We start from the raw sequence: 18,996 nt of genomic DNA, 5'->3' as shown, positions 1-18,996 counted from the left end.
ATGTATAGTTTTGGCTAATGTAACAAGTGACGGTAACAGTTTGATTAAAAAGTTTTTGCTCGGTTTTGCAACTGTATTGCCGCTTTTTTCGGCACCTGCATTTTCCGATTCACTACCAGAAAGAATAGATACGTTTACAGAGCTATTTAATTATGAAGTAGCTCTTAAATCGTATGATATTCGTATTCTGCAATCAAATTATCCTACCAAGTTACTTGCGCCAGATTCGCTTCTGCCGCAAACGTCTGACTATCCGTTAAAAGATATACAACAGCTTTACAGCTTAGCGAATACTTGTCGTGGTAAATTGCCACTAAGTCCTTTAATTACTGAGCCGTTAGTATTTACAAGAGCTATCTGTAAAGGGACGCAACTGACACCACGTTGGTTCTCGCGTAGTGGCCTCATTCACCCAGGTGGTGGGACTTATGCTGCACGCTATGTGGATAAGTATCCAGAACTCAAACCAAAGCTTGCTCAATACATGCATATTAAAGAGCGTGACAATGAGGAAGGGGATGAGTTGTTAGAAAGCTTGAAAAACATGGACGACGACGCCATTAATGCTTTGATTGCAGGCGCGAGCATGTTTATCGAAGGTAACGAACTTTGGTTACGACGTGGTGACCGTTACTTTGTTTTCGAGAAAGATATCTGGGAAGAAAACGTCGCTAATGCGGGTCTGTCGTACGCTCTAGCGTCTCAAAGCAAAAGTTGCTTTGTTAAACGAGGCAATATTTGTTGGGATGTAGAAGATCACTCACAAGTTTTGCGGATCAGTATGATCATACTGGTAATCGCAAATATTCTTCTAGTGATTGGTTGGGCTGTATACCGCTGGAATAGTAAGCGAGAAGAGCTCCGTAGTAGAATGCTTGTGTTGCAAATTTTAACGCATGAGCTCAGAACACCGATTGCATCTCTATCACTGACGGTTGAGGGCTTTCGCCGAGAGTTCGAGCATCTACCTGAAAGCGTATATGACGAGTTCCGCAGATTGTGTGAAGATACACGTCGTTTGCGTCAATTGGCAGAAGCGAGTAAAGATTATTTGCAATCTGATAACCAAATGCTTGCAACAGACTGGGTTCCGTCTGTCGCAGACTGGTTAGAATTTAAGATCGAAGAAGAATTTGATAGTGCCGTGCTTTTCAACATCAATGAAGATGTGGCTGCTAAAGTTAATGTGTACTGGTTAGGAACTTGTATCGATAACTTGCTTCGTAATGCGCTTAAGTACGGTATTGCACCAGTTGAATTGGATGTTTCAACTAGTGAAGAAAAAATAGTATTCCAAGTCCGAGATGCTGGTGGCCTAACGGCTAAAGATTGGGCAAATTTGAAGAAACCGTTCGTCAGTAAGAGCGGGTTAGGACTTGGGTTAACAATCGTTGAATCTATGGTAGGCCGCATGGGCGGAAAAATGTCCCTGATGGGACCACCTACAACCTTTATATTGGAGATACCTTGTGAAACAGACACTGCTTCTCGTTGAGGACGATAAAAACTTGGCTGATGGCCTGTTAGTAAGCCTGGAACAAGCAGGATATGAGTGTTTACATGTGGAACGTATTGCAGACGTAGAACCACAATGGAAAAAAGCTGACTTGGTTATTCTCGATCGCCAACTCCCAGATGGTGACTCTGTACAATGTCTCCCAGAATGGAAACAGATTAAAGACGTACCAGTTATCTTGCTAACGGCACTTGTTACCGTAAAAGATAAAGTTGCAGGCCTTGATTCCGGCGCGAACGACTACTTAACGAAGCCTTTTGCTGAAGCGGAACTCTTTGCGAGAATCCGTGCACAGCTACGAGCACCGGATTCAGCAGAGCAAAGCAGCGCTGATAAAGTGATCACAAAAGACTTAGAAATTGATCGTTCAACTCGTGAAGTTACCTATAAAGATGAGCTAATTACGTTAACTCGTACAGAGTTTGATCTACTGCTATTTTTAGCGTCGAACTTAGGTCGCGTGTTTACTCGTGATGAGCTACTTGACCACGTTTGGGGTTACAATCACTTCCCAACGACACGTACTGTGGATACGCACGTATTGCAGCTTCGTCAAAAACTGCCAGGACTGGAAATTGAAACACTTCGCGGTGTTGGCTACAAGATGAAAGCATAAGTCATAATGAAAACACTACTCCCCGTAGTTCTCTCATTAGCGTTAGTGAAACCAGTCCATGCAATGGACTGGTTTCAAACCAACACGCCTTTAACGCAGGCACATCAACACTTACTTGAAGATGATCTTGCCGGTATGTTCAACTCTCTTGTTGAACTGTGGCAAACGGAACCAAGTAAAGATTTGACTCCTCATCTCAATGACCTTCTTGGTCAGTCTCTATCTAAAAACTGTGGCAAGTCTCTCACTGGTGTAACGCTGCCTGAATGGATAAGTGGCGTGAACGTTATTCGTCAGACCATCCAAAGCCCTGGGCGAGATACATTTAGGTTAGTGATCAAGCTAAGAGCTACAACTGACATCGAAAATATTTCATTTAATCGATGGGTGGATGATTCTATATCCGCAGACAGTTCATTCAGTTATGAAGAACAGCCGAGCGGTACGGAATTAGCCAATGAGCGTAGTTATTCGAAACGCTATAACCTCACGGGTAAGCTTGAAGCAGGCTTGTATCACTTAACTATTGTTTCTAAAGATAAACAAGAGTATCGAACTTGGGTAATATTAGGAGATTCCAATTCTTCGCAATATGTTCGTTGGACATCTAAAGAGAATTGGAAAGTAGAAAAGAGCGCGCTTCGTAATCCCCATTGTCCATTACCGCAACTTGAAGTTGGTTTATATGACTACATTGATGGTCAATACGAGCAAATGTGGAAAAAGACGTACGAGTCTAACTATCCCAATTCACTAGAGCTTGCGGGCGTCCCAAATGATAGATACGTGCTAGCAGTGAGTATCAACAGTCGTCGTTGGCAGGGCGATATAATTGTTGAGCAAGCTCAAACTATTAGCCGAACCTATGATCTTTCCCAAGAAGAATAGTTAAAGAAATACCATTTGTGCCGATAAAGGTTCAGGAAGAACCAAAATCACAAGTGTAGTATGAAAACCAAATATAAAATTCTAGCCACCTCTGTTGCCACCACACTTTTCGCAAACGTTGCTTCGGCTGCCACTTATGCGATAGAAGCTCGTAGCGATGCGATGGGTGGTGTTGGTACGGTATCAGCAACTTATCTGACTGCTCCTTTTTTCAACCCGGCACTTACTGCAATTTATCGCCGAAACGACGACGCAGGAATGATCGTGCCAAGTTTTGGTGGTAACTACGATGATCAATATGATCTTGTCGATGAAATCGAACGCATCAGCAAATTGACCGATGTCGATGAAATCAAAAAATCGATGAATGCCATAGATGGAAAAAAAACTGACTTTGATCTTGGTGGCGTTGTCGCTATAGGTATTCCTAATAAATTTTTATCTGCAACTGCTTACGGTAAGTTATACACTGAATCATTCGTACAACCAAAAGTAGATACGTCAGGTACTAATCCGTTAGACGATAGCTACGTACAAGGTGTTTCTATTGGTGTTGCTGAAGCAGGTGTATCACTTGCTAAATACACCAACTTTATGAATCAACACCTTTCATTTGGTGTTACGCCTAAACTTCAGCGTATTTATACGTACTCTTACGCCACGAGTTTTCAGAATTTCGATACCAAAGACTTACGTGAACATGAGACAGCGGAAACGATGTTTAACTTGGATGCGGGCGCGCTTTGGTTCTTTGGCCCATATCGTGTCGGTATTTCAGCAAAAAACTTGATCGGAAGAGACGTTAAAACAAAATCGTTCATGTATGGCAGTGATACGATAAAATCATACGAATACAGCATGCGTCCCGTATATACGGTCGGGGCAGGGATTGTTGCCGATTACTTTACTATGAGTGTCGACTACGATCTTAATGAAGAAAAACGTTTTTCATCCTTTGATGATAATACGCAAATGATTCGAGCTGGTATTGAATTTGATATCTTGCGTCAACTGGCATTGCGAGCGGGTTATATGAAAAACTTAGCTCGAAGTAGCGACGAAGGTACCATTACTGCGGGTATTGGACTGTCTCCACTTAAGTTGATCGAATTAGATATTGCTGCTCAGTACACGAACGAGAACGCAATGGGGGCATCCATTAATTTCCTTGCGACCTATTAATTGAATCGTTATAGTCTGCTCCTCAAAATGAGGAGCTTTTTTATGTTTGACGATTTACCCCCTCTATCTCACCAAGAGCAACAACAAGCTGTAGAGAAAATTCAAGAATTGATGGCGAAGGGCACAAGTACAGCAGAAGCCATCAAAATTGTTGCCGAACAGATTCGATCTGAGTACGCAGAAAAACAACAGCAACAAAACTAATTAATTCATATCAGGGCTTTGGCCCTGTTTTTTTTGGTCTCATATTATCCTCAAATATTTTCACACCTTAACGTAGTTACGTCGTAACGTTATTTCTATACCTTTCAATTTATTCAACTTCCTCTATTCCGTACTAAGCGATTGGTAAAATTTTACTTGTTTAAGTTAACCTTGATGCGTTCTGGCTTGAACGAGTGTGGGGTGAAATGCTATCTTTTAAATTAAAATTAATAAATTCAGTAACTTGTGTTGGTCTTTTTATCTTGTGGTTATGTTTTGAACACCTTTTGGTGTAATTAAGTTACAAGATGATGATTGGGTATGTTTTCAAGTAGAGGATTATGCTGCAAAGATAAAAAAGACACGTTGTAACAGAAAAATAAAATCTGAATATACTTATATAGTGACGTTATATAGACAGTAAGTGCTCGCAGACGTATGTCGGTTTTAAGTTGAACATAGGAGTGTTGGACTCTGTTTTAACTCTAAATCTTGTCTTTAATTCAGTGTCGTCTATGAAATAACTCTTAATCTTGATCGATGGATTACACGAAAAAATTACTTATTGCCAAGTGGTTTTACTAAACTAGGCGACGTTGTAATTAGGAATATAAAACAAGCTGCAATAGAAATTGACAGGGTTTAGAAGCGTAGTGACGGCGTAACGTGGGTTTATTTGCTTTAGTTACATAGTTATGTACATCTTAAGGAGGAGAACAAAATGGGCCACATATCAATAACTGGTTCCTAAGTCACTAGTTGACTTCACGAGCCTTCAATGGCTATTAGATAGCTGATCGCTCGGCTGTTTCCACATTCTTATATCAAACTCCCATATTTTCATGAAATATCAGTTTAGACATTGCATTCGCTCTTAGTGAACTAGACTTACTATAAGCACATGAAAACTAACTAGGAGAGAAAGAATGAGTTACAAGCACGTTTTAGTCGCTGTTGATTTATCTCAATCTAGCCAAGTCGTTATCGAAAAAGCAATAACTCAAGCAAAGAACTCGAACGCCAAACTTTCATTCGTTTATGTGGATGTTGATCGTGTGATCATGGAGCCGAAAGAAGAACAAAAGTTGCAAAAGGAGCTACAAGAACTCGCTGATAAATGCCTATATCCAGTACACGAGACGATGGCAGTTATCGGCGACCTGCATATCAAATTGTCGGGAATCGTAAAAAAAGAGGGAATAGACCTAGTTGTCTGCGGTCATCATCATAATTTATTGAGCCGTTTCTTTTCATCGGTACCAAGGGTAGCGAATGAGGTTGAAGCGGATTTATTGATTGTTTACTTGGATGAGTGACAGTAACGCAGGTTTGTGCCGCATCTTTTGTAATCCCGTTTTTCGCATATTAAAAAGCCGAACGTTTGCGTTCGGCTTTGCGTATGATTGACAACAAAATAACTAACCAGGAATGGCAGATGCCTCTTGGGATAAAATAGATGCAGACTCTGCGTTTGACTGTAAATCAAAATGCACGTTAACTTGCACACCTTCTCGCTCAAAAGTGACATCATCAAAATCGGTCATAGCAATTTTGAATCCATTTCTAGCAAAAAAGCCAGTCACCATAGTTCGCTGCTTAATTTCTAGTGCAGACGCGAGTAACTTATCCATGGCATTCTCCTTGGTTATTGTGGGGATATGGGTAGAAGATACACGCAGAACAGTATGAAATCAATTTAATATAAAACTGCTTTCGATTAAATTTTTAATGTAAGTCAATCTATCGTTTAACCCGCGTGATTTATTCCACGCAAAGCCTTGATAATGAAACGGTATAGCATCTCATGTTGTGATAGCAAGCATAAAGTTGGGGATTTTCATAAATGCTTGCCGAGGCTCTTTGAAACAATACGTTACAAAGCTTCTCGCTAGACCTCATGAGTTATCAAAGGAAAATTATAAACCTGAAAAGCCATCCTAAAGTGATTCATTTTTCAATATTTTTGATAACTCAGACCTAATAAAAGTAGATATTTCAGCTAGCTTTCTTGGTAAAGGGTTTTGATAAGGGTAGGCGATATACATGGAGCGTTCTATATCAAAATTTTGTGAAATTTGGATATTTTTGCCTATATGGTTACCTTTTACAAGGTAATTTGGAATGACGCCAACCCCAACCCCCTCAGAGACAAAGTTTATTAAAATAGAGGTGTTATCAACTTCGATAACGTCAGTGTACTGCCTTTTAATCGATTCCTTATTCGAGTGATTCTTGTAGATTAATAGCGTGTTATTATTGGCATTGTTAAATGTAGATATTAAAACATCGTTATAATCACCGATTTTATGTGCAATCAGAGTGTCATCAATAATATTATTAAGCCTAATCGCTAAATCTACATTGCTTTCTAATAAATTCTCAACATTGTTACTTGATGATATTTCAAAGTTCACTGCTGGATATCGTTCTTGTAAGCCTTTAAGAACAGAACCAAAAATAGAAGAGGCTATAGAATTGGGCATTGTAATTTTAAACTTTCCATTAATGCATTCACTCAACGAGCTAGCTCTGTAATTTAACTCCTGCAAGCTCTCTAACGTTTTGATGGCAAGCTCTCTAATGCTTTCGCCATGATCAGTTAAAACGAGTTTTCTTGTTGTCCTGTGGACGAGTGTTACACCAAGTTGCTTTTCTAATGCCGCTAACTGCCTGCTGACTTGAGCTTTCGACTTTCCAAGTTCTTTTGATGCCTCTGTAAGAGAGAGGTGTTTACAAATGGCTGCAAAGCAGACCAGCTCATTGTTCATCAATTCCATGATTGTTACCTTTTTGCAACTCTGAGTCACGTTGTCTTTTAACGGGAGCGAAAGTATAACTTGCATCAACGGAGGGGGACAATGATATTTAAAAGCCGTCATGAAATAATGGCAGACTACTACCTTAATAAAACTATATTGGATATTAAGTTAAACAAATATCCTGAAGAAATTAACTCAATCGACTTAAATAACGAAACGGAAAATTTAAAAATAAAAATTCTCTCTCGTGAAATTACTAAGTTAGATTCAGGTGATTTAATTGTCGATTGCGCATCATTGATAATGACTCATTCAAAATCGACAAAAGCAATAATAAAGATCGAACTTGAAAATAATCCTTTAAATTATAAAGTTAAAAATGTGAGAATATTTAAATATGAAGACTGCAATACAAAATTCGAAAAGATCTGTTTATCAGAAAGGTACATTGTATAGAATAATAAATAATATTAGTGCTTTGTATACAAAATCGTTAGTAAAATTATTTGGTGAAGAGTTGAGAATCCATCATTGCAAACATAAAATTAATGTAAGAACCACTAGTGAGTTGAGTGAACATATGAAGAAAGATCTAGGTATAGATTGAAAAGTAGAGAGTTTACGTTCCTATAAAGCTAATGTAATAATTACACTTTTGGAGATGAACAATACGTGCCCATAAGTGAGAACATTGAATTTTCTCATCCTTTCGATAACTTAAAACATAAGTTATCGAAAGGATATAATGAGCAGTAAATTTGCAGACAAAGGCTTTAAGCAATCGTTAGGTTGCTTATCTGATATAACTTAAACACTAGTCATGACCAGCAGAGTTAGTATCAGAACTTAAAAAACGCCAGCCAAAGATCTTGTTAACTCAGAAAGTTGGAGAGAAATAATGGAATATCCGATCCAGTTGTTCGGTTACTTGAATGAGCAAGATGCAGAACCAACGTGCATGGTGTCGAACGTAACCTAAGACACAGTGCAGGAACTTAATCAGCTACACGGTTTTAAAGTTGATGACTGGTTCTTATCAAGTGGCCGCTGCGGTGAAATAAAAGTTCACGGCCCATACAAGACAGCTGATGAAGCTTGCAAGGCCGCAGCAGCCAAATACGGTGTAACTAAGCTATCATCGCCAATGCTAATCTTCTAACTCTAAAGTGCGTATTATGGGCGCTTATTTTGAATACGATTGCATATGCGTATCCTATCAAATGTCTCTCTTTTGAGGGACAATTCAATGAAGTATCACGAAATGACTAAAAACTATATTTTTCGTGAACTTGAATGTGGTTTAGCCGTCGAAGAAGCTGCCAAACTTTGTTTAAAAAGTGTGAGGACGGTCAAACAGTGGGATAAGGGAAAAGCCATTCCGCCGGAGTGTAAAAGGCTGATGCGCATGAACAAGGGTAGAGAGCTGAGCATCTGCGATGGGTGGGAAAACTTCGTAATGAGGCATGACCGCTTAGAGTTGCCGACTGGTCAACGGGTGACGCCTCAGCAAGTATTGATTGGCGTAGCGTTATTAGAATTGGGGGCTTCAAATGATAGAGAAGTCGCTCACCGAATCCTGAAGTATGCGAGAGTGTTGAAGAATATGGTGTAATAAAAAAGGCTCCGAGTGGAGCCTGTATGATTTAGCAAAATATTTAATGCCAACAACCTTGTCCATTAAAATAAGACGGGTCACGAGGCAGTTTGCGCAGCGTGCTTTCATCTTGTAAGTAACGCTTCTCGAAATTTGCTCGTTTAGCTCCCCAGGCGGGTAATTCTCTAAGTACACTAATTACTCCTTGAACCTCTGGAGTGTCAAAACCATATCCACGAGACAAAAGATCTTCTAAAACTGGATACAAATCCTTATAAATTCGGTTTGCATCAGCTTTTGAATCTAGTTGACCTTTCATCTTCATTAAAAGAGAACCTAGAGGGGATGCTTTTCCTAACTGTTCAAGAATTGCGTTCATGAGCTATTACCTTCGCTATGTATACATTAAGTATTAACTGAATAAAGAATACAAAATAGTAATCATCAGGGAGAGTCTGGTTACTATAAAGTATCATCGGACAAACATTTTCAACGATGGTCATGAGCACAAAACTGATGCCAATGTAGGTTCGAATTTTAGAGTCGATTACATCAGCGCCCATGAAAACTGAAAATAAAGTCACAATGACGGCATATGTAATCAATGTTGAAAAGAAAGAAATTACTTGTTCTAAGACACTAGCTACCATGCCATAAGCATTTAGAAACGCAGAACCGACAGTTAAAAATGCGAATAGTACGATCGCTTTCTTTTGATTATTAATATTAAGCACGACTTATACCTAATGTTGAAATGACGAACAATTATATTAAAAAGCTCGAGCATTTTTAATCTCAATGACCACAAATAGTTATTTTTCCTACAAAAAACATCACCCTAACTACACAACTGCACTCGTTCATCTCATTTGATATTCACTAAGGTGCACATAGGTGGGTGGGGTTTTTACTGATACTAATATGTAGAAAGATACCAAATGTATTGGAACAATATTGGACAATGAAACTTGGTGATGAATAACCTATTCTACGGCGTATTATGGGCGCTTATGTTGAATATGATTGCATATGCGTGTCCTATAAAATGTCTCTCTTTTGAGGGACAATTCAATGAAGTATCACGAAATGACTAAAAACTATATTTTTCGTGAATTTGAATGTGGTTTAACCGTCGAAGAAGCTGCCAAACTTTGTTTGAAAACTGTGAGAACGGTCAAAGAATGGGATAAGGGGAAATCCATTCCGCCAGAGTGTAAACGCTTAATGAGGATGAATAAGGGTAGGGAATTGAGCTCTTGTGAAGATTGGGAAAACTTCGTAATGAGGCATGATCGATTAGAGCTTCCAACTGGCCAACTAGTTACTGCACAACAAGTGCTGATTGGTGTGGCTCTGTTAGAGTTAGGTGCTTCAAATGATATTAAGATTGCTCACCAACTATTGAAGTATGCAAGAGCACTAAAGAAAATAGTTTAATTGAAGGCTCCGGTTGGAGCCTCAATGGAAACTAAGCCGGATTATCTAAGTATGGTTTGTCTTGCTTAACATATGGCTTAAACTCATCATGTGTTAAGAATGTCTTATCTAACTCTTCTTTAGCTCTTGGACCAGTATGTTCTCTTAGATACGCTCGGTTCTTAATAGACTTAGACTTTCCTACCAATTCAAGATGACGATCTAGCTCATAATCTTCTGAAAAATTTACATATTCTGAATCTTTCATAATAAATCCTACAAATAGAATGCAGTGCAACATTGCACCTATTTGGATATGTGGATGAAAATATACATTTCAAGGTGTTCATTATAACCATTAGCGCAAATCAGTTAGTTAACTCACAAAAATGTCCAGCTTTGAGTCAGGGTTCCAACGGAACATCTCTAGGATTTGATCATAAACTAATCATCAAACCTGTGAGGTCGATTACGATCTAATACACCTTATTTTTCTATTCCACTTCTAATGATTCTGGCCAAATAAAGTAAGGACCAAAACGCTTACTGTACTTGAACTCACCACCTAACGATTTTCCTTCTTCGGTTAAAGAATGTTTTCCATCATCGAAAGATAAGTAGCCCTTGCTTACACACATCTGAAGGAAATCATCTGTTTTAATCTTGAGCTTCTTGGCTAGTTTGGATGAAGTAAGCTTGGCTTGTTCTGGTTCTTCACTTTTAGCAGGGTCATTGACAGATGATGTAATCTTCTCTAACGAAATACGAACTTCATCGCTAATACGAATAATGCGTTGCGCTTCCTCATAAGAATCTTTGTAGACATCGGGGTCTTGGTCACGATCAATGAAGATGCCCATTTCGTTATTGTTTACTTGGCTGAACTCATAGAGGTTTAAACTTGTAATGATACAAGCACTTTCGTTCATGTAGCACTTTGCATGGAGATTTTTGCAAAAACTCGTACGTACAAAGGAGAGACCTTTAAGCCAGTTGATCTCATCAGGTTGTAGTTCGCTTTTGCCATAGACAATTCTGATGTCGATTTTTAATCGGTCTTTATCTTCTAAAAGCTCTCGAATTCGATCATTAAGCTTAAGAAAAGGGCTGATAAGGATCAGTCTTTCCGATGCGTTCTTGATAAGCTCTTCGAGATAGTAGTTTGTAGCACTTGTATTTAAAAACTTTGCCATTTCATATCCTTAACATATAAAACCTAGCACACATAGGCTAAGACTAAGGAAATATTGGATCAAGTAGCAAAGATTAAAAACGCGTGGTCAAATACCACGCGTGCCAAATCTATGTTAAACGCTTTGTTATGTTCTTGGCTCCAACAATGTACTTGATACTCGCTCTTCATAAGCCGTCAGTTCTTCATCAGATACCCCTTTAGCATCCGGTAAAGCAGCTTTTGCCAATGCTTCAAAATAGTTGGACTTTATTGTGTCTAAGTGTTTTTGGGCATTTTCGACTGGACGTGAATGGTATGATTTGGGAGGCATTGCACCATAAACCGCATCCGCTATTAACTGAGGCAGTTTATTGGTAGCACAAATAACACAAACACCTATTTCTCCTTGTGCACCTATCCAGGAGCCTGTAACTTTTCTCTCTCCGCAGATGAAACACTTTCCCTTCGAATCAATTACTACCATGTTTGACCTCATTTTCCTTTTTCGATAAGAACATAACTCCCCTTAAACAGTTTGTTATGTGAATTCACACATCGTGGAACAGTTTAAAATCAATTAGCAGACGGTGTTGAGCAAAGAACCTAAAGTAATCATCTTCAATGTCCTGCTTCCCCAAAAAGGCTATTAAAGCTCTCTTTGACGTACCACGCACGGTTTCAACTACAGCCTTATAACGATTGATAAATTTGGTTTTACTTTGCTTTGGCCAATCTGACATATCGATTTCAACGTAGTATGGCCGTACGTTTTTCTTATCAACCCACTTACCCCGGGAAAGCTCGATCCTCAAAATATCATTAACAACTTCTGCTAATTTCCACGATAATGTAGAGTAGTAAACTTTAGTTTCCTCACCCTGCAAACGGAAACGTTGCTTTCCTAAGGTGTTTTCAATTCGTTGAAAAACTGTAGCATATGTATCTGCATTAACTCCTTCAAAAAACAGCTCCCTATCTCTGTCATGGGGGAAGTCGAAGTACTCATTAACGATACTTTTGAACGAACTCGTCTCATAGTTTGATTTGCGATTGTTGTCTGGAAACTCATTGGAGTTCCTTGTCCCAAGCCTTGCTTTTCTAATTCCGGGTTTACTGGAAGTACCAGATGCTTCTGAGGCACTTTCTTTCCTTAACTTAAAGCGGTTGGGGTATATCAATGGAAAACCCTCTTCAGAAGCTAACCTAGAGCGCAGTCCTTTTTTCCTTATTTTTGATGCGCTTTCAGTTTCACACCATGATTTATGGTTCCGATCAGGAAACGTTTTAAAGTAAGGCTTTCGTAAGTTGAAGTCTTTTATGTATGAGCAAGGAACCAGTGGTACCTCGCACTCATCACAGCAAAAATCTGTTTTCTCAACATTTTCCATAAAATATAGATCTTCAGCCGTGACAACTTCACCGGATTTTAGTACTCGTGCTTCATCCATTTTTACCTCCTTTCACATAACGCTTGTATACGGCTATTCGCCTCCTATTATCCGCACATTGTGCAGTTTCCTTTCGATATGCTCAATAGGCAAACTTCATAGTTTCAATGAGATAAATCTATTGCATAGGTGTTTGATTGCTTATTTGAGCCTAATCACGGTTTCATCGAACAGTTGAAGCATGGTGGAATTTACCCCCGTGATACAGAACGGGGGTTTGCCCTCCGCTGCGCTCCTCCTCCTCAGTCTTCGTCGTCGTCACTTATTGTCGGGCAACCGCCAAATAGAAGAATCAATCTCGACACTCGATTGATTTAGAGAACTATGGGAGAGGTGAGATAGAGCCGACACTTGGGAGTGCCCTGGGCGTTTTGAATGGTCTAGCAGGAAAGGAGGGCGGCAGAACCCAAGTGAGTTTGGGTTGCTAACCGCGCCGATTAAGTGGAGTGGCTATCTTTAGTTAAGTGGGCGGCTTGGTGCCCCGTCGTCGCTCCGCAACTCCTTATCCCTGCGGGGCTGTTTTTGTGGAGACAAATACCAACCGAGAAAAATCCCCAAAGAGAATATCCAAAGCAAATCTAAGAACTCCAAGGAAGCGGAAACCCAAAAGAGCAACTCAGCCCCCTTTAAACTCACTGTAGCCCAACTGACAAACCCAGTAATACAAATCAGCGAAGTCATAGCCACCACGAAGAATCCAGCGCTTATCCCTTGCAACTTGTCTATAAAATTCATACAGCCTTACCTCACATCAAAAAAGAGTTTTCAGTCATCGCTTGACCACGTAGAGAGCCAATACTGGCGACATCCGTCTCAATGGAATCATCACGACCACCACGGTCATTAGTGGATGGTTCGCACGTTATCAGGCTTTTAAGCTCACCTTGCTTGAGAACCATTAAGCATTCGTCCAATAGCTCAAATTGGACATCCACCGCTTCGAGATAACGTTTGTTGATTGAATAAAGCCCGTCGTCGGTATAGGCGTTAATCACCACATCAAAGTTAGCCGTTCTCAGATTGATTCCGTTTTTCTGTTTAATGATCGTCTTCTTATGAAAACCAGACAGATAAGCAGATTGAAGCCCCTCAAAATAGAGAACATCCGTTACAGGAACAAAAGGAGAGCCGCTTTGCTGACTACTCGAATTAGCAGTCCCACCGCTAGATAAAACAGAATCCCCTTGAGTAGACGTCGAAGCCCGTCCAGCCGGAACAGGTTCCAAATTTTGGCTGTTAGTTTTCGTCTCAAATTCATCTGTTGAAACCTGACTTTCATCTTCAGTAAGTAAATCCATAGCGCCATAAATAAAATACACCGGACAAGCAATCATTAAGAACAAGGCTAGAAAGAATTTCGGAGAACGAAACAGCGTATTCAAGCCACCTGATTTAGTAGCCGCACCCGTACCCGTAGACTTATAAAGTAGATGCGCTTCCAAAGGGATTTTTTGAGGGAATAGGTTTGCGTCTTTCTTTTGCGGAATAACTGGTTTAGTCACATTGGTAGGGTGTTTGTATATCCACGGTTTACGCTTAGCAAAGAAAAAACCATCCCTATTTTTGTGAAAGAAAGCTTGCTCAGCACACGCCTTGATTGAGCTATCTATCTGTTGCCAATCAGGAGAGAGCAACTCAATATCCCAGTTGTATTTTCGATGACGCATAAAGCCCTCGTTATAAGTTAACGGGTAGATTATGCGACCATTTTCGTCGTATTCAGCCACGCCTAAATCGTCTATCTCACACGATTGCAACGTACTCAAATCGACAGGAACGTGGCGAGAATCGAAAAACTCCTTATAGCCTTTAGGTAGGTTTGGGAGGAATTCCTCTAAAGGGCGATATTTAATTTTTCGACCATCAAAGCCGATGTTTTTAGAAAAGATATCCTGACACTCATCGATGACAATGAGCGCATTAAGAGGGCACCAACAGAAGAAATGCTGCCAAAGTTCAATACCAATTTCAGAGCGCGAGAAAATACGAATCAACTTAGCAGATGAAGGGAATTTAATATTCAAGCGCTTTTCAATTTCTTCTAAGGGCTGCATACCCTCAAAGTTAGTCACCACAACGCGACCAGCTTTAAGAGCAGGAAGAATCACAAACCAAGCCGTATACGCTGATTTGTAAGAACCATTACCACCAGTACGAAGACTAATCATGAATTACCTCGACATTCTCATTACAAGTGCAGTAGTTGCGCAATTCGCATAAATAGCCATCCCATCAGGCACTTTAAATAATATCCCCCAGTAACGAAGCTCAGAGGGGAGCAAGTTAAACAAATCAGAGAATAGGGAGCTAAAACCAATCTCATCTAATAATGTTGTCGCCACCAAATAAGAGATACGCAGAAAATCAACAGACCATTCAAGCTTTTTCTTAATCCACCAAATATCAAACCAAACAAAGAACTGGTCAAAATAGCTACCTGCGTTATTGAAATAGTTAATAATGGTGTCACCCATGTTGGTGATGTATTGAAAAAACTCATACATTAGAAAGCCCCTCCGATTGCTCTTATCCCTAGCAAGCCAAATACAAACAGAACCACCGCCCCGATGATTCCGGCGTTATCCTGTAACGCCGCCATAACAGCATTCTGTTGACGGACTACATTGCCGCGAACCGTGAGTTCGATGTTATGAGCGTTGTAATCACCGCCGTTAACATCAGACGTAAAGTTGAAGTAAGCGCGGTACTGTTTTAATAAATCCTGATACTAATTTCTAAGAGCACTAACTTCAGCGTTTAAGTTGTGTAATTGGGTAGCCGAATAGAGAGATACAGCATCACCACCGCCGCCACCGTCAACCATAGGTTTACCTAACCCCTCAATAGCATCGACCACATCACCAAAGCCCTTTTGGTTAGTTGATTCCAAGTCGCCAAGGTCTTTGGATAGTTGACCAAAGCCATTGTTTAAAAGGTTATTTGCAGAAGTTAATAAGCGATTTGTGTTATTGCCAATATCAGACAACATATCGGACTGACCACTAATTGCATTAGCTACATGGTTTGCATTATCGACAACCGTATCGGTATTTAAATCAACCGACGCCTTGAGAGCATCCAAAGCGGATTTGGTTTCAGCTTGGTTTTTATTCATGTCGTTATTGATACCAGTTAGCTGAGAGTTAACATCCTTATTCATCGCCTTAATAGCCGCTAGAGTGTCACTAGTATTATCAACATCCGGCTCAGGTTTATCAGGGTCAGTAGAACCACCACCGCCACCGCCAGATGGTTTATCAGGGTCGCCTAAATCGCCACCCGTCGGAGGGTCTATATCAGTATCACCCGAACATTCCGGCCAATTTGGGGAAAAGATGGTACAGGACTCAGGTGGAGGAACGTCACACCAGTTATTTTCTGGACTACAACACATACCGTATTCTGGATTCCAATCAGGGTGAGTCTCATCACATTTACTATCGTCATCCAAACATGCAGGAAATGAGGGAGAGCCAGGTTCACACGATTCGGGTGGAGGTGGATTACATGTCATATTTAATGATTCTGTTGCATCACTACAGGAGACATAAGGAGACCAACCATTACCCTTATCAAAACAGGCATCTTTGAATTGGTTAATTTGATTTATAGTGTCAGGCTTCTCACAGAAAGGAACAGGAGCCCCCTCACATTGGCCCGTAAAAGGATTAAACGTTTCACCATCGTTACATATTGCAGAACGCTCATAGATATTACCAGAAAAGCGCGTGTTAGCCGCATCATACGCCTCAACACCATATTGACCGCCACCTTGAAAAAAAATACGCTGTCTAGTTACAGGTGGATTGTGAGTACAAGTCGCCACTTCAGCGGCAAAATTATCAGCCAATTCAGAGTGTGATAAACCATACACGTTATTCCTACCACAAGAAGCCCTAGCATCTGCCATATAGTAAATAGTTTCAGTAGCAGAAAAAGCACTAAACGAAACACTCAGCAAAATAACCAGTGACGCAATGCTTTGTTTAATACTCATTTATATTCCTTATAAAAAAATAACGCCCCACTAGGAGGCGTTAATACCAGACTTAAAACCCCCAACGAATCCACCGAACATCGAGAGAGCGAAAAGTAGGGTGAGTATGGCGGTTAACGTCTCTTGCATAGTGATTACGAACGCATCGCGCTAATCATCATACGAAGACCGAAACCGATAGCCGCTAGACCAATCAGACCAACCACAACTAGCGTGTAGTTTGCTTGACCTTCGTTTGTAGCCGCCTTGATAGCCTCAGAGTGGTCAGCAGCAAAAGTAGAGCCAGACGCCACCGCAGTAGCCAAAAGAACAGATAGTTTTTTCATAGGAATATCTCCAAAAGGTTTTACAGGATTAGGCTTTACCAAGCCCTTTAACGATTCGTCCGAGCACATGACCGGACACAAATGAGAGCAGCAAATAACCTGTTATCTCAGCGTAAAATGCTGCATCAATATCAAACTCCAAGTTTGCGCGAGTCGCCATCAACTGATAGTCGTCATTGCTCACCACTACGAACGTGCAATTGGCTAACGGCTCGTAGGGGAAAGCTTTAATCGTTCCATCAGTGAGGATTTCCGCACAGACTGAGAGAGTCATAATTATTTAAGGCTCGCTTGAAAGTGTTTTTTAATATCGTCATCAAGCGGGATAAGTTCCTTAACTTGAATATCAAGAGGGTCATCAATATTCACATCAAAGCGAAGTTCATATTCGCGATTAGGCACAAACGCTCTGGTGTTGATTAACTGGTTTGCGTACTCCAGATTGATGCGAATTGGTTGTTTGTTAAAAGGAATATCAGTATTTAAACCGATACCACGCTGTTGAAACTTCTCAACGTCAACTTCTTCAACCGTACGAAGAACTGAAAGCTCCGCGAACTCCATACCCGATTTCGGGAACTTCTTAATAACTACTGCTGTAATTGTTGGCATAGCCTTGACTCTCCAAAGTTAAGGATTTGAGATGAGCGTAAGCGTCCGGTACGCCTAGCTCGTTAAAATTTGTTCGTCTGTATTTTTCGGGAATAAGCATTCCAAACGCTTCCCCTAAGTCACCCTCAGTCATCGCAATGACCTCAGATAACGCTTTACCGCACTGGCGACGAGCCCAAGCGATACGAGAGAAAAACTCCAAACCTTGAGCCTTTTTATTCTTGGAAAACTTGACGGGTTCAGACGGTTCAATACTGGCGGCAAAATCACAGAGACCAGCAAAAGCCGAAGCAGGAGAGGCGAGCATATCGACGTCGCACTTTTTCAGTTCAACTTCATTTCGATACCAAATGACCTCAGGGTCAGTAATTTTTTGCTCCAACTTTTTGTTGTAAATGCGCCAATAAACGGTTGAAGAACGTGAACCTACTATCGTTGCTTCTTCCATTAATTCACCAGATTCAGTAATGCGCTTATGTGGAACCATTGAGGGACCACGACCACGCTTAGCCGTACGAAACGCACCGTTGTAAAAACATATTTCTGCATAGCCACAGTCAAAAACTCCCGTGTAATCGTCGACAGCCAAGTCAAGACGGGCGAGGCGAGTAACACCAAGCACCGTAGCTAACCAGAAATGTATTTTCTTATGCGTGGTGTAATCAAAAAGCTTGGTACAGCCAGTACCGTTGATTTGGACGAATACCGTGTCATTGTTGCCACCAATACCAACCAAACCACATTCAACGGTTCCCGTCTTATCAAGAATCACCATCGAATCTTGATAGCCATGCAATCCACGGCCACGCATAGGCGATAAACGAAAGCCGAAAATCTTTGACATGAATTCATCAAAGCGATGCGAGAGCACTTTACGAACCTTGTCTTTATGACGATCCATTGCGCTTTCAATGGCATCTGGAGTGCTAGAAGTAGGTTGACGAAACTCAGGCATCTGCAAGTTAATGAAATCTTGGTCATTTGACTTATCAAGATGGCGCAAATCACCGTAGTTAAACGTAAAAGCCAAGTGGTCAATTTTGACTGGGCGTGTTTCATCTTTAAATTGCATGAAAGACCCCCTTTAATAGCAATTCGTTGTAATTTTCATCTGTAATTTCAACCAGTTGATAAGCATCATTGCCGTAATGGATGTGTAAAAACTGGTTGAATTCAGCTTGGTTCTTAAAGAAATGGTGACCCCAAGGAAAATACACATTGATTCCGATTTGGGGTTCATCATCGAAATAAATGGAATCCATAA

General features: G+C 40.5%; 26 protein-coding genes. 9 read left to right on the top strand and 17 right to left on the bottom strand.

Going from position 1 to position 18,996, the window contains the following annotated elements:
- Window positions 1-40 precede the first annotated feature (40 nt).
- The 6 genes from vxrA to L3V32_RS20870 all read left to right on the top strand — a co-directional run bounded on the left by vxrA (window position 41) and on the right by L3V32_RS20870 (window position 5,722).
- Window positions 41-1,495, top strand: coding sequence for a sensor histidine kinase VxrA (gene vxrA, locus L3V32_RS20895; protein ID WP_005394482.1), 1,455 nt, complete (start codon window positions 41-43; stop codon window positions 1,493-1,495).
- Window positions 1,470-2,132: a response regulator transcription factor VxrB gene (gene vxrB, locus L3V32_RS20890; RefSeq protein ID WP_005394480.1), complete on the top strand. Its 663-nt coding sequence runs from the start codon at window positions 1,470-1,472 to the stop codon at window positions 2,130-2,132. Before vxrA ends, vxrB begins: the two co-directional genes overlap by 26 nt.
- Before the next feature lie 6 nt (window positions 2,133-2,138).
- Entirely contained in the window at window positions 2,139-3,020 is an 882-nt protein-coding gene (locus L3V32_RS20885) for a DUF2861 family protein (protein ID WP_005394478.1), read from the top strand.
- Between the two features lie 60 nt (window positions 3,021-3,080).
- The gene (locus L3V32_RS20880; RefSeq protein ID WP_048625055.1) at window positions 3,081-4,202 is read left to right on the top strand and encodes a conjugal transfer protein TraF; all 1,122 of its coding nucleotides are present in this window, start codon (window positions 3,081-3,083) and stop codon (window positions 4,200-4,202) included.
- Window positions 4,203-4,244: 42 nt separating this feature from the next.
- A complete protein-coding gene (locus L3V32_RS20875) occupies window positions 4,245-4,406 on the top strand; it encodes a YoaH family protein (protein ID WP_005394474.1) in 162 nt (53 codons plus the stop codon).
- 926 nt (window positions 4,407-5,332) lie between these two features.
- Window positions 5,333-5,722, top strand: coding sequence for a universal stress protein (locus L3V32_RS20870; protein ID WP_012842271.1), 390 nt, complete (start codon window positions 5,333-5,335; stop codon window positions 5,720-5,722).
- Between the two features lie 102 nt (window positions 5,723-5,824).
- Here the strand turns inward: L3V32_RS20870 and L3V32_RS20865 are convergent, their stop codons facing one another.
- Both L3V32_RS20865 and L3V32_RS20860 read right to left on the bottom strand, forming a co-directional pair.
- The gene (locus L3V32_RS20865) at window positions 5,825-6,037 is read right to left on the bottom strand and encodes a hypothetical protein (RefSeq protein WP_012842272.1); all 213 of its coding nucleotides are present in this window, start codon (window positions 6,035-6,037) and stop codon (window positions 5,825-5,827) included.
- Window positions 6,038-6,343: 306 nt separating this feature from the next.
- A complete protein-coding gene (locus L3V32_RS20860) occupies window positions 6,344-7,183 on the bottom strand; it encodes a LysR family transcriptional regulator (protein ID WP_237285102.1) in 840 nt (279 codons plus the stop codon).
- Between the two features lie 81 nt (window positions 7,184-7,264).
- Between L3V32_RS20860 and L3V32_RS20855 the strand changes: the two genes are divergently transcribed.
- Both L3V32_RS20855 and L3V32_RS20850 read left to right on the top strand, forming a co-directional pair.
- Window positions 7,265-7,621, top strand: a complete 357-nt coding sequence (locus tag L3V32_RS20855; protein ID WP_237285101.1) for a hypothetical protein — start codon at window positions 7,265-7,267, stop codon at window positions 7,619-7,621.
- Between the two features lie 790 nt (window positions 7,622-8,411).
- A complete protein-coding gene (locus L3V32_RS20850; RefSeq protein WP_237285100.1) occupies window positions 8,412-8,777 on the top strand; it encodes a regulator in 366 nt (121 codons plus the stop codon).
- A 43-nt stretch (window positions 8,778-8,820) separates the two neighbouring features.
- Here the strand turns inward: L3V32_RS20850 and L3V32_RS20845 are convergent, their stop codons facing one another.
- The gene (locus L3V32_RS20845) at window positions 8,821-9,138 is read right to left on the bottom strand and encodes a hypothetical protein (protein WP_237285099.1); all 318 of its coding nucleotides are present in this window, start codon (window positions 9,136-9,138) and stop codon (window positions 8,821-8,823) included.
- Window positions 9,122-9,493 (bottom strand): hypothetical protein, encoded by a 372-nt coding sequence (locus tag L3V32_RS20840; protein WP_237285098.1) that lies wholly within the window; start codon window positions 9,491-9,493, stop codon window positions 9,122-9,124. Before L3V32_RS20840 ends, L3V32_RS20845 begins: the two co-directional genes overlap by 17 nt.
- A gap of 337 nt (window positions 9,494-9,830) precedes the next feature.
- Between L3V32_RS20840 and L3V32_RS20835 the strand changes: the two genes are divergently transcribed.
- Window positions 9,831-10,196: a phage protein gene (locus L3V32_RS20835; protein WP_069542012.1), complete on the top strand. Its 366-nt coding sequence runs from the start codon at window positions 9,831-9,833 to the stop codon at window positions 10,194-10,196.
- Window positions 10,197-10,227: 31 nt separating this feature from the next.
- Here the strand turns inward: L3V32_RS20835 and L3V32_RS20830 are convergent, their stop codons facing one another.
- The 13 genes from L3V32_RS20830 to L3V32_RS20770 form a co-directional block, all read right to left on the bottom strand.
- On the bottom strand, window positions 10,228-10,443 hold the full coding sequence (locus tag L3V32_RS20830) for a hypothetical protein (protein ID WP_237285097.1): 216 nt from the start codon (window positions 10,441-10,443) through the stop codon (window positions 10,228-10,230).
- 226 nt (window positions 10,444-10,669) lie between these two features.
- Window positions 10,670-11,368 carry a phospholipase D family protein gene (locus L3V32_RS20825; protein ID WP_083110768.1) on the bottom strand — a complete coding sequence of 233 codons (699 nt, stop codon included), beginning with the start codon at window positions 11,366-11,368 and terminating at the stop codon, window positions 10,670-10,672.
- A gap of 126 nt (window positions 11,369-11,494) precedes the next feature.
- The gene (locus tag L3V32_RS20820) at window positions 11,495-11,833 is read right to left on the bottom strand and encodes a hypothetical protein (protein WP_237285096.1); all 339 of its coding nucleotides are present in this window, start codon (window positions 11,831-11,833) and stop codon (window positions 11,495-11,497) included.
- 64 nt (window positions 11,834-11,897) lie between these two features.
- Window positions 11,898-12,797, bottom strand: coding sequence for a hypothetical protein (locus tag L3V32_RS20815; RefSeq protein WP_086590910.1), 900 nt, complete (start codon window positions 12,795-12,797; stop codon window positions 11,898-11,900).
- A 456-nt stretch (window positions 12,798-13,253) separates the two neighbouring features.
- Entirely contained in the window at window positions 13,254-13,532 is a 279-nt protein-coding gene (locus L3V32_RS20810) for a hypothetical protein (RefSeq protein ID WP_237285095.1), read from the bottom strand.
- A gap of 11 nt (window positions 13,533-13,543) precedes the next feature.
- Window positions 13,544-14,965, bottom strand: a complete 1,422-nt coding sequence (locus tag L3V32_RS20805; protein WP_237285094.1) for a zonular occludens toxin domain-containing protein — start codon at window positions 14,963-14,965, stop codon at window positions 13,544-13,546.
- Between the two features lie 3 nt (window positions 14,966-14,968).
- Window positions 14,969-15,301: a DUF2523 family protein gene (locus L3V32_RS20800; protein WP_237285093.1), complete on the bottom strand. Its 333-nt coding sequence runs from the start codon at window positions 15,299-15,301 to the stop codon at window positions 14,969-14,971.
- 224 nt (window positions 15,302-15,525) lie between these two features.
- On the bottom strand, window positions 15,526-16,794 hold the full coding sequence (locus L3V32_RS20795; protein ID WP_237285092.1) for a chemotaxis protein: 1,269 nt from the start codon (window positions 16,792-16,794) through the stop codon (window positions 15,526-15,528).
- Window positions 16,795-16,928: 134 nt separating this feature from the next.
- Window positions 16,929-17,120 (bottom strand): hypothetical protein, encoded by a 192-nt coding sequence (locus L3V32_RS20790; RefSeq protein ID WP_237285091.1) that lies wholly within the window; start codon window positions 17,118-17,120, stop codon window positions 16,929-16,931.
- A gap of 28 nt (window positions 17,121-17,148) precedes the next feature.
- Window positions 17,149-17,394, bottom strand: a complete 246-nt coding sequence (locus tag L3V32_RS20785) for a hypothetical protein (RefSeq protein ID WP_005376279.1) — start codon at window positions 17,392-17,394, stop codon at window positions 17,149-17,151.
- Window positions 17,395-17,396: 2 nt separating this feature from the next.
- Window positions 17,397-17,732 carry a DUF1293 domain-containing protein gene (locus L3V32_RS20780; RefSeq protein WP_063518146.1) on the bottom strand — a complete coding sequence of 112 codons (336 nt, stop codon included), beginning with the start codon at window positions 17,730-17,732 and terminating at the stop codon, window positions 17,397-17,399.
- A complete protein-coding gene (locus L3V32_RS20775; protein WP_086494966.1) occupies window positions 17,704-18,804 on the bottom strand; it encodes a replication initiation factor domain-containing protein in 1,101 nt (366 codons plus the stop codon). The genes L3V32_RS20780 and L3V32_RS20775 overlap by 29 nt, the downstream gene beginning before the upstream one ends.
- Window positions 18,794-18,994 carry a hypothetical protein gene (locus L3V32_RS20770; RefSeq protein WP_043048356.1) on the bottom strand — a complete coding sequence of 67 codons (201 nt, stop codon included), beginning with the start codon at window positions 18,992-18,994 and terminating at the stop codon, window positions 18,794-18,796. Before L3V32_RS20770 ends, L3V32_RS20775 begins: the two co-directional genes overlap by 11 nt.
- Window positions 18,995-18,996 lie beyond the last annotated feature (2 nt).

Origin of the sequence: Vibrio sp. J2-4, assembly GCF_021728155.1 — a bacterium.
GTDB classification, from domain to species: Bacteria; Pseudomonadota; Gammaproteobacteria; order Enterobacterales; family Vibrionaceae; genus Vibrio; species Vibrio diabolicus.
Note: the sequence above shows the minus strand (reverse complement) of the source record. Positions and strands in the feature narration are given on the sequence as shown.

Coding starts and splice junctions, on each gene's coding strand:
- L3V32_RS20810 (WP_237285095.1), bottom strand. CDS start 13,532: ATGAATTTTATAGACAAGTTGCAAGGGATAAGCGCTGGATTCTTCGTG.
- L3V32_RS20825 (WP_083110768.1), bottom strand. CDS start 11,368: ATGGCAAAGTTTTTAAATACAAGTGCTACAAACTACTATCTCGAAGAG.
- L3V32_RS20780 (WP_063518146.1), bottom strand. CDS start 17,732: ATGCCAACAATTACAGCAGTAGTTATTAAGAAGTTCCCGAAATCGGGT.
- L3V32_RS20785 (WP_005376279.1), bottom strand. CDS start 17,394: ATGACTCTCTCAGTCTGTGCGGAAATCCTCACTGATGGAACGATTAAA.
- L3V32_RS20830 (WP_237285097.1), bottom strand. CDS start 10,443: ATGAAAGATTCAGAATATGTAAATTTTTCAGAAGATTATGAGCTAGAT.
- L3V32_RS20880 (WP_048625055.1), top strand. CDS start 3,081: ATGAAAACCAAATATAAAATTCTAGCCACCTCTGTTGCCACCACACTT.
- L3V32_RS20805 (WP_237285094.1), bottom strand. CDS start 14,965: ATGATTAGTCTTCGTACTGGTGGTAATGGTTCTTACAAATCAGCGTAT.
- L3V32_RS20800 (WP_237285093.1), bottom strand. CDS start 15,301: ATGTATGAGTTTTTTCAATACATCACCAACATGGGTGACACCATTATT.
- L3V32_RS20790 (WP_237285091.1), bottom strand. CDS start 17,120: ATGAAAAAACTATCTGTTCTTTTGGCTACTGCGGTGGCGTCTGGCTCT.
- L3V32_RS20845 (WP_237285099.1), bottom strand. CDS start 9,138: ATGAACGCAATTCTTGAACAGTTAGGAAAAGCATCCCCTCTAGGTTCT.
- L3V32_RS20865 (WP_012842272.1), bottom strand. CDS start 6,037: ATGGATAAGTTACTCGCGTCTGCACTAGAAATTAAGCAGCGAACTATG.
- L3V32_RS20795 (WP_237285092.1), bottom strand. CDS start 16,794: ATGAGTATTAAACAAAGCATTGCGTCACTGGTTATTTTGCTGAGTGTT.
- L3V32_RS20775 (WP_086494966.1), bottom strand. CDS start 18,804: ATGCAATTTAAAGATGAAACACGCCCAGTCAAAATTGACCACTTGGCT.
- L3V32_RS20835 (WP_069542012.1), top strand. CDS start 9,831: ATGAAGTATCACGAAATGACTAAAAACTATATTTTTCGTGAATTTGAA.
- L3V32_RS20855 (WP_237285101.1), top strand. CDS start 7,265: ATGATATTTAAAAGCCGTCATGAAATAATGGCAGACTACTACCTTAAT.
- L3V32_RS20850 (WP_237285100.1), top strand. CDS start 8,412: ATGAAGTATCACGAAATGACTAAAAACTATATTTTTCGTGAACTTGAA.
- L3V32_RS20870 (WP_012842271.1), top strand. CDS start 5,333: ATGAGTTACAAGCACGTTTTAGTCGCTGTTGATTTATCTCAATCTAGC.
- L3V32_RS20820 (WP_237285096.1), bottom strand. CDS start 11,833: ATGGTAGTAATTGATTCGAAGGGAAAGTGTTTCATCTGCGGAGAGAGA.
- L3V32_RS20770 (WP_043048356.1), bottom strand. CDS start 18,994: ATGGATTCCATTTATTTCGATGATGAACCCCAAATCGGAATCAATGTG.
- L3V32_RS20815 (WP_086590910.1), bottom strand. CDS start 12,797: ATGGATGAAGCACGAGTACTAAAATCCGGTGAAGTTGTCACGGCTGAA.
- L3V32_RS20860 (WP_237285102.1), bottom strand. CDS start 7,183: ATGGAATTGATGAACAATGAGCTGGTCTGCTTTGCAGCCATTTGTAAA.
- L3V32_RS20875 (WP_005394474.1), top strand. CDS start 4,245: ATGTTTGACGATTTACCCCCTCTATCTCACCAAGAGCAACAACAAGCT.
- L3V32_RS20885 (WP_005394478.1), top strand. CDS start 2,139: ATGAAAACACTACTCCCCGTAGTTCTCTCATTAGCGTTAGTGAAACCA.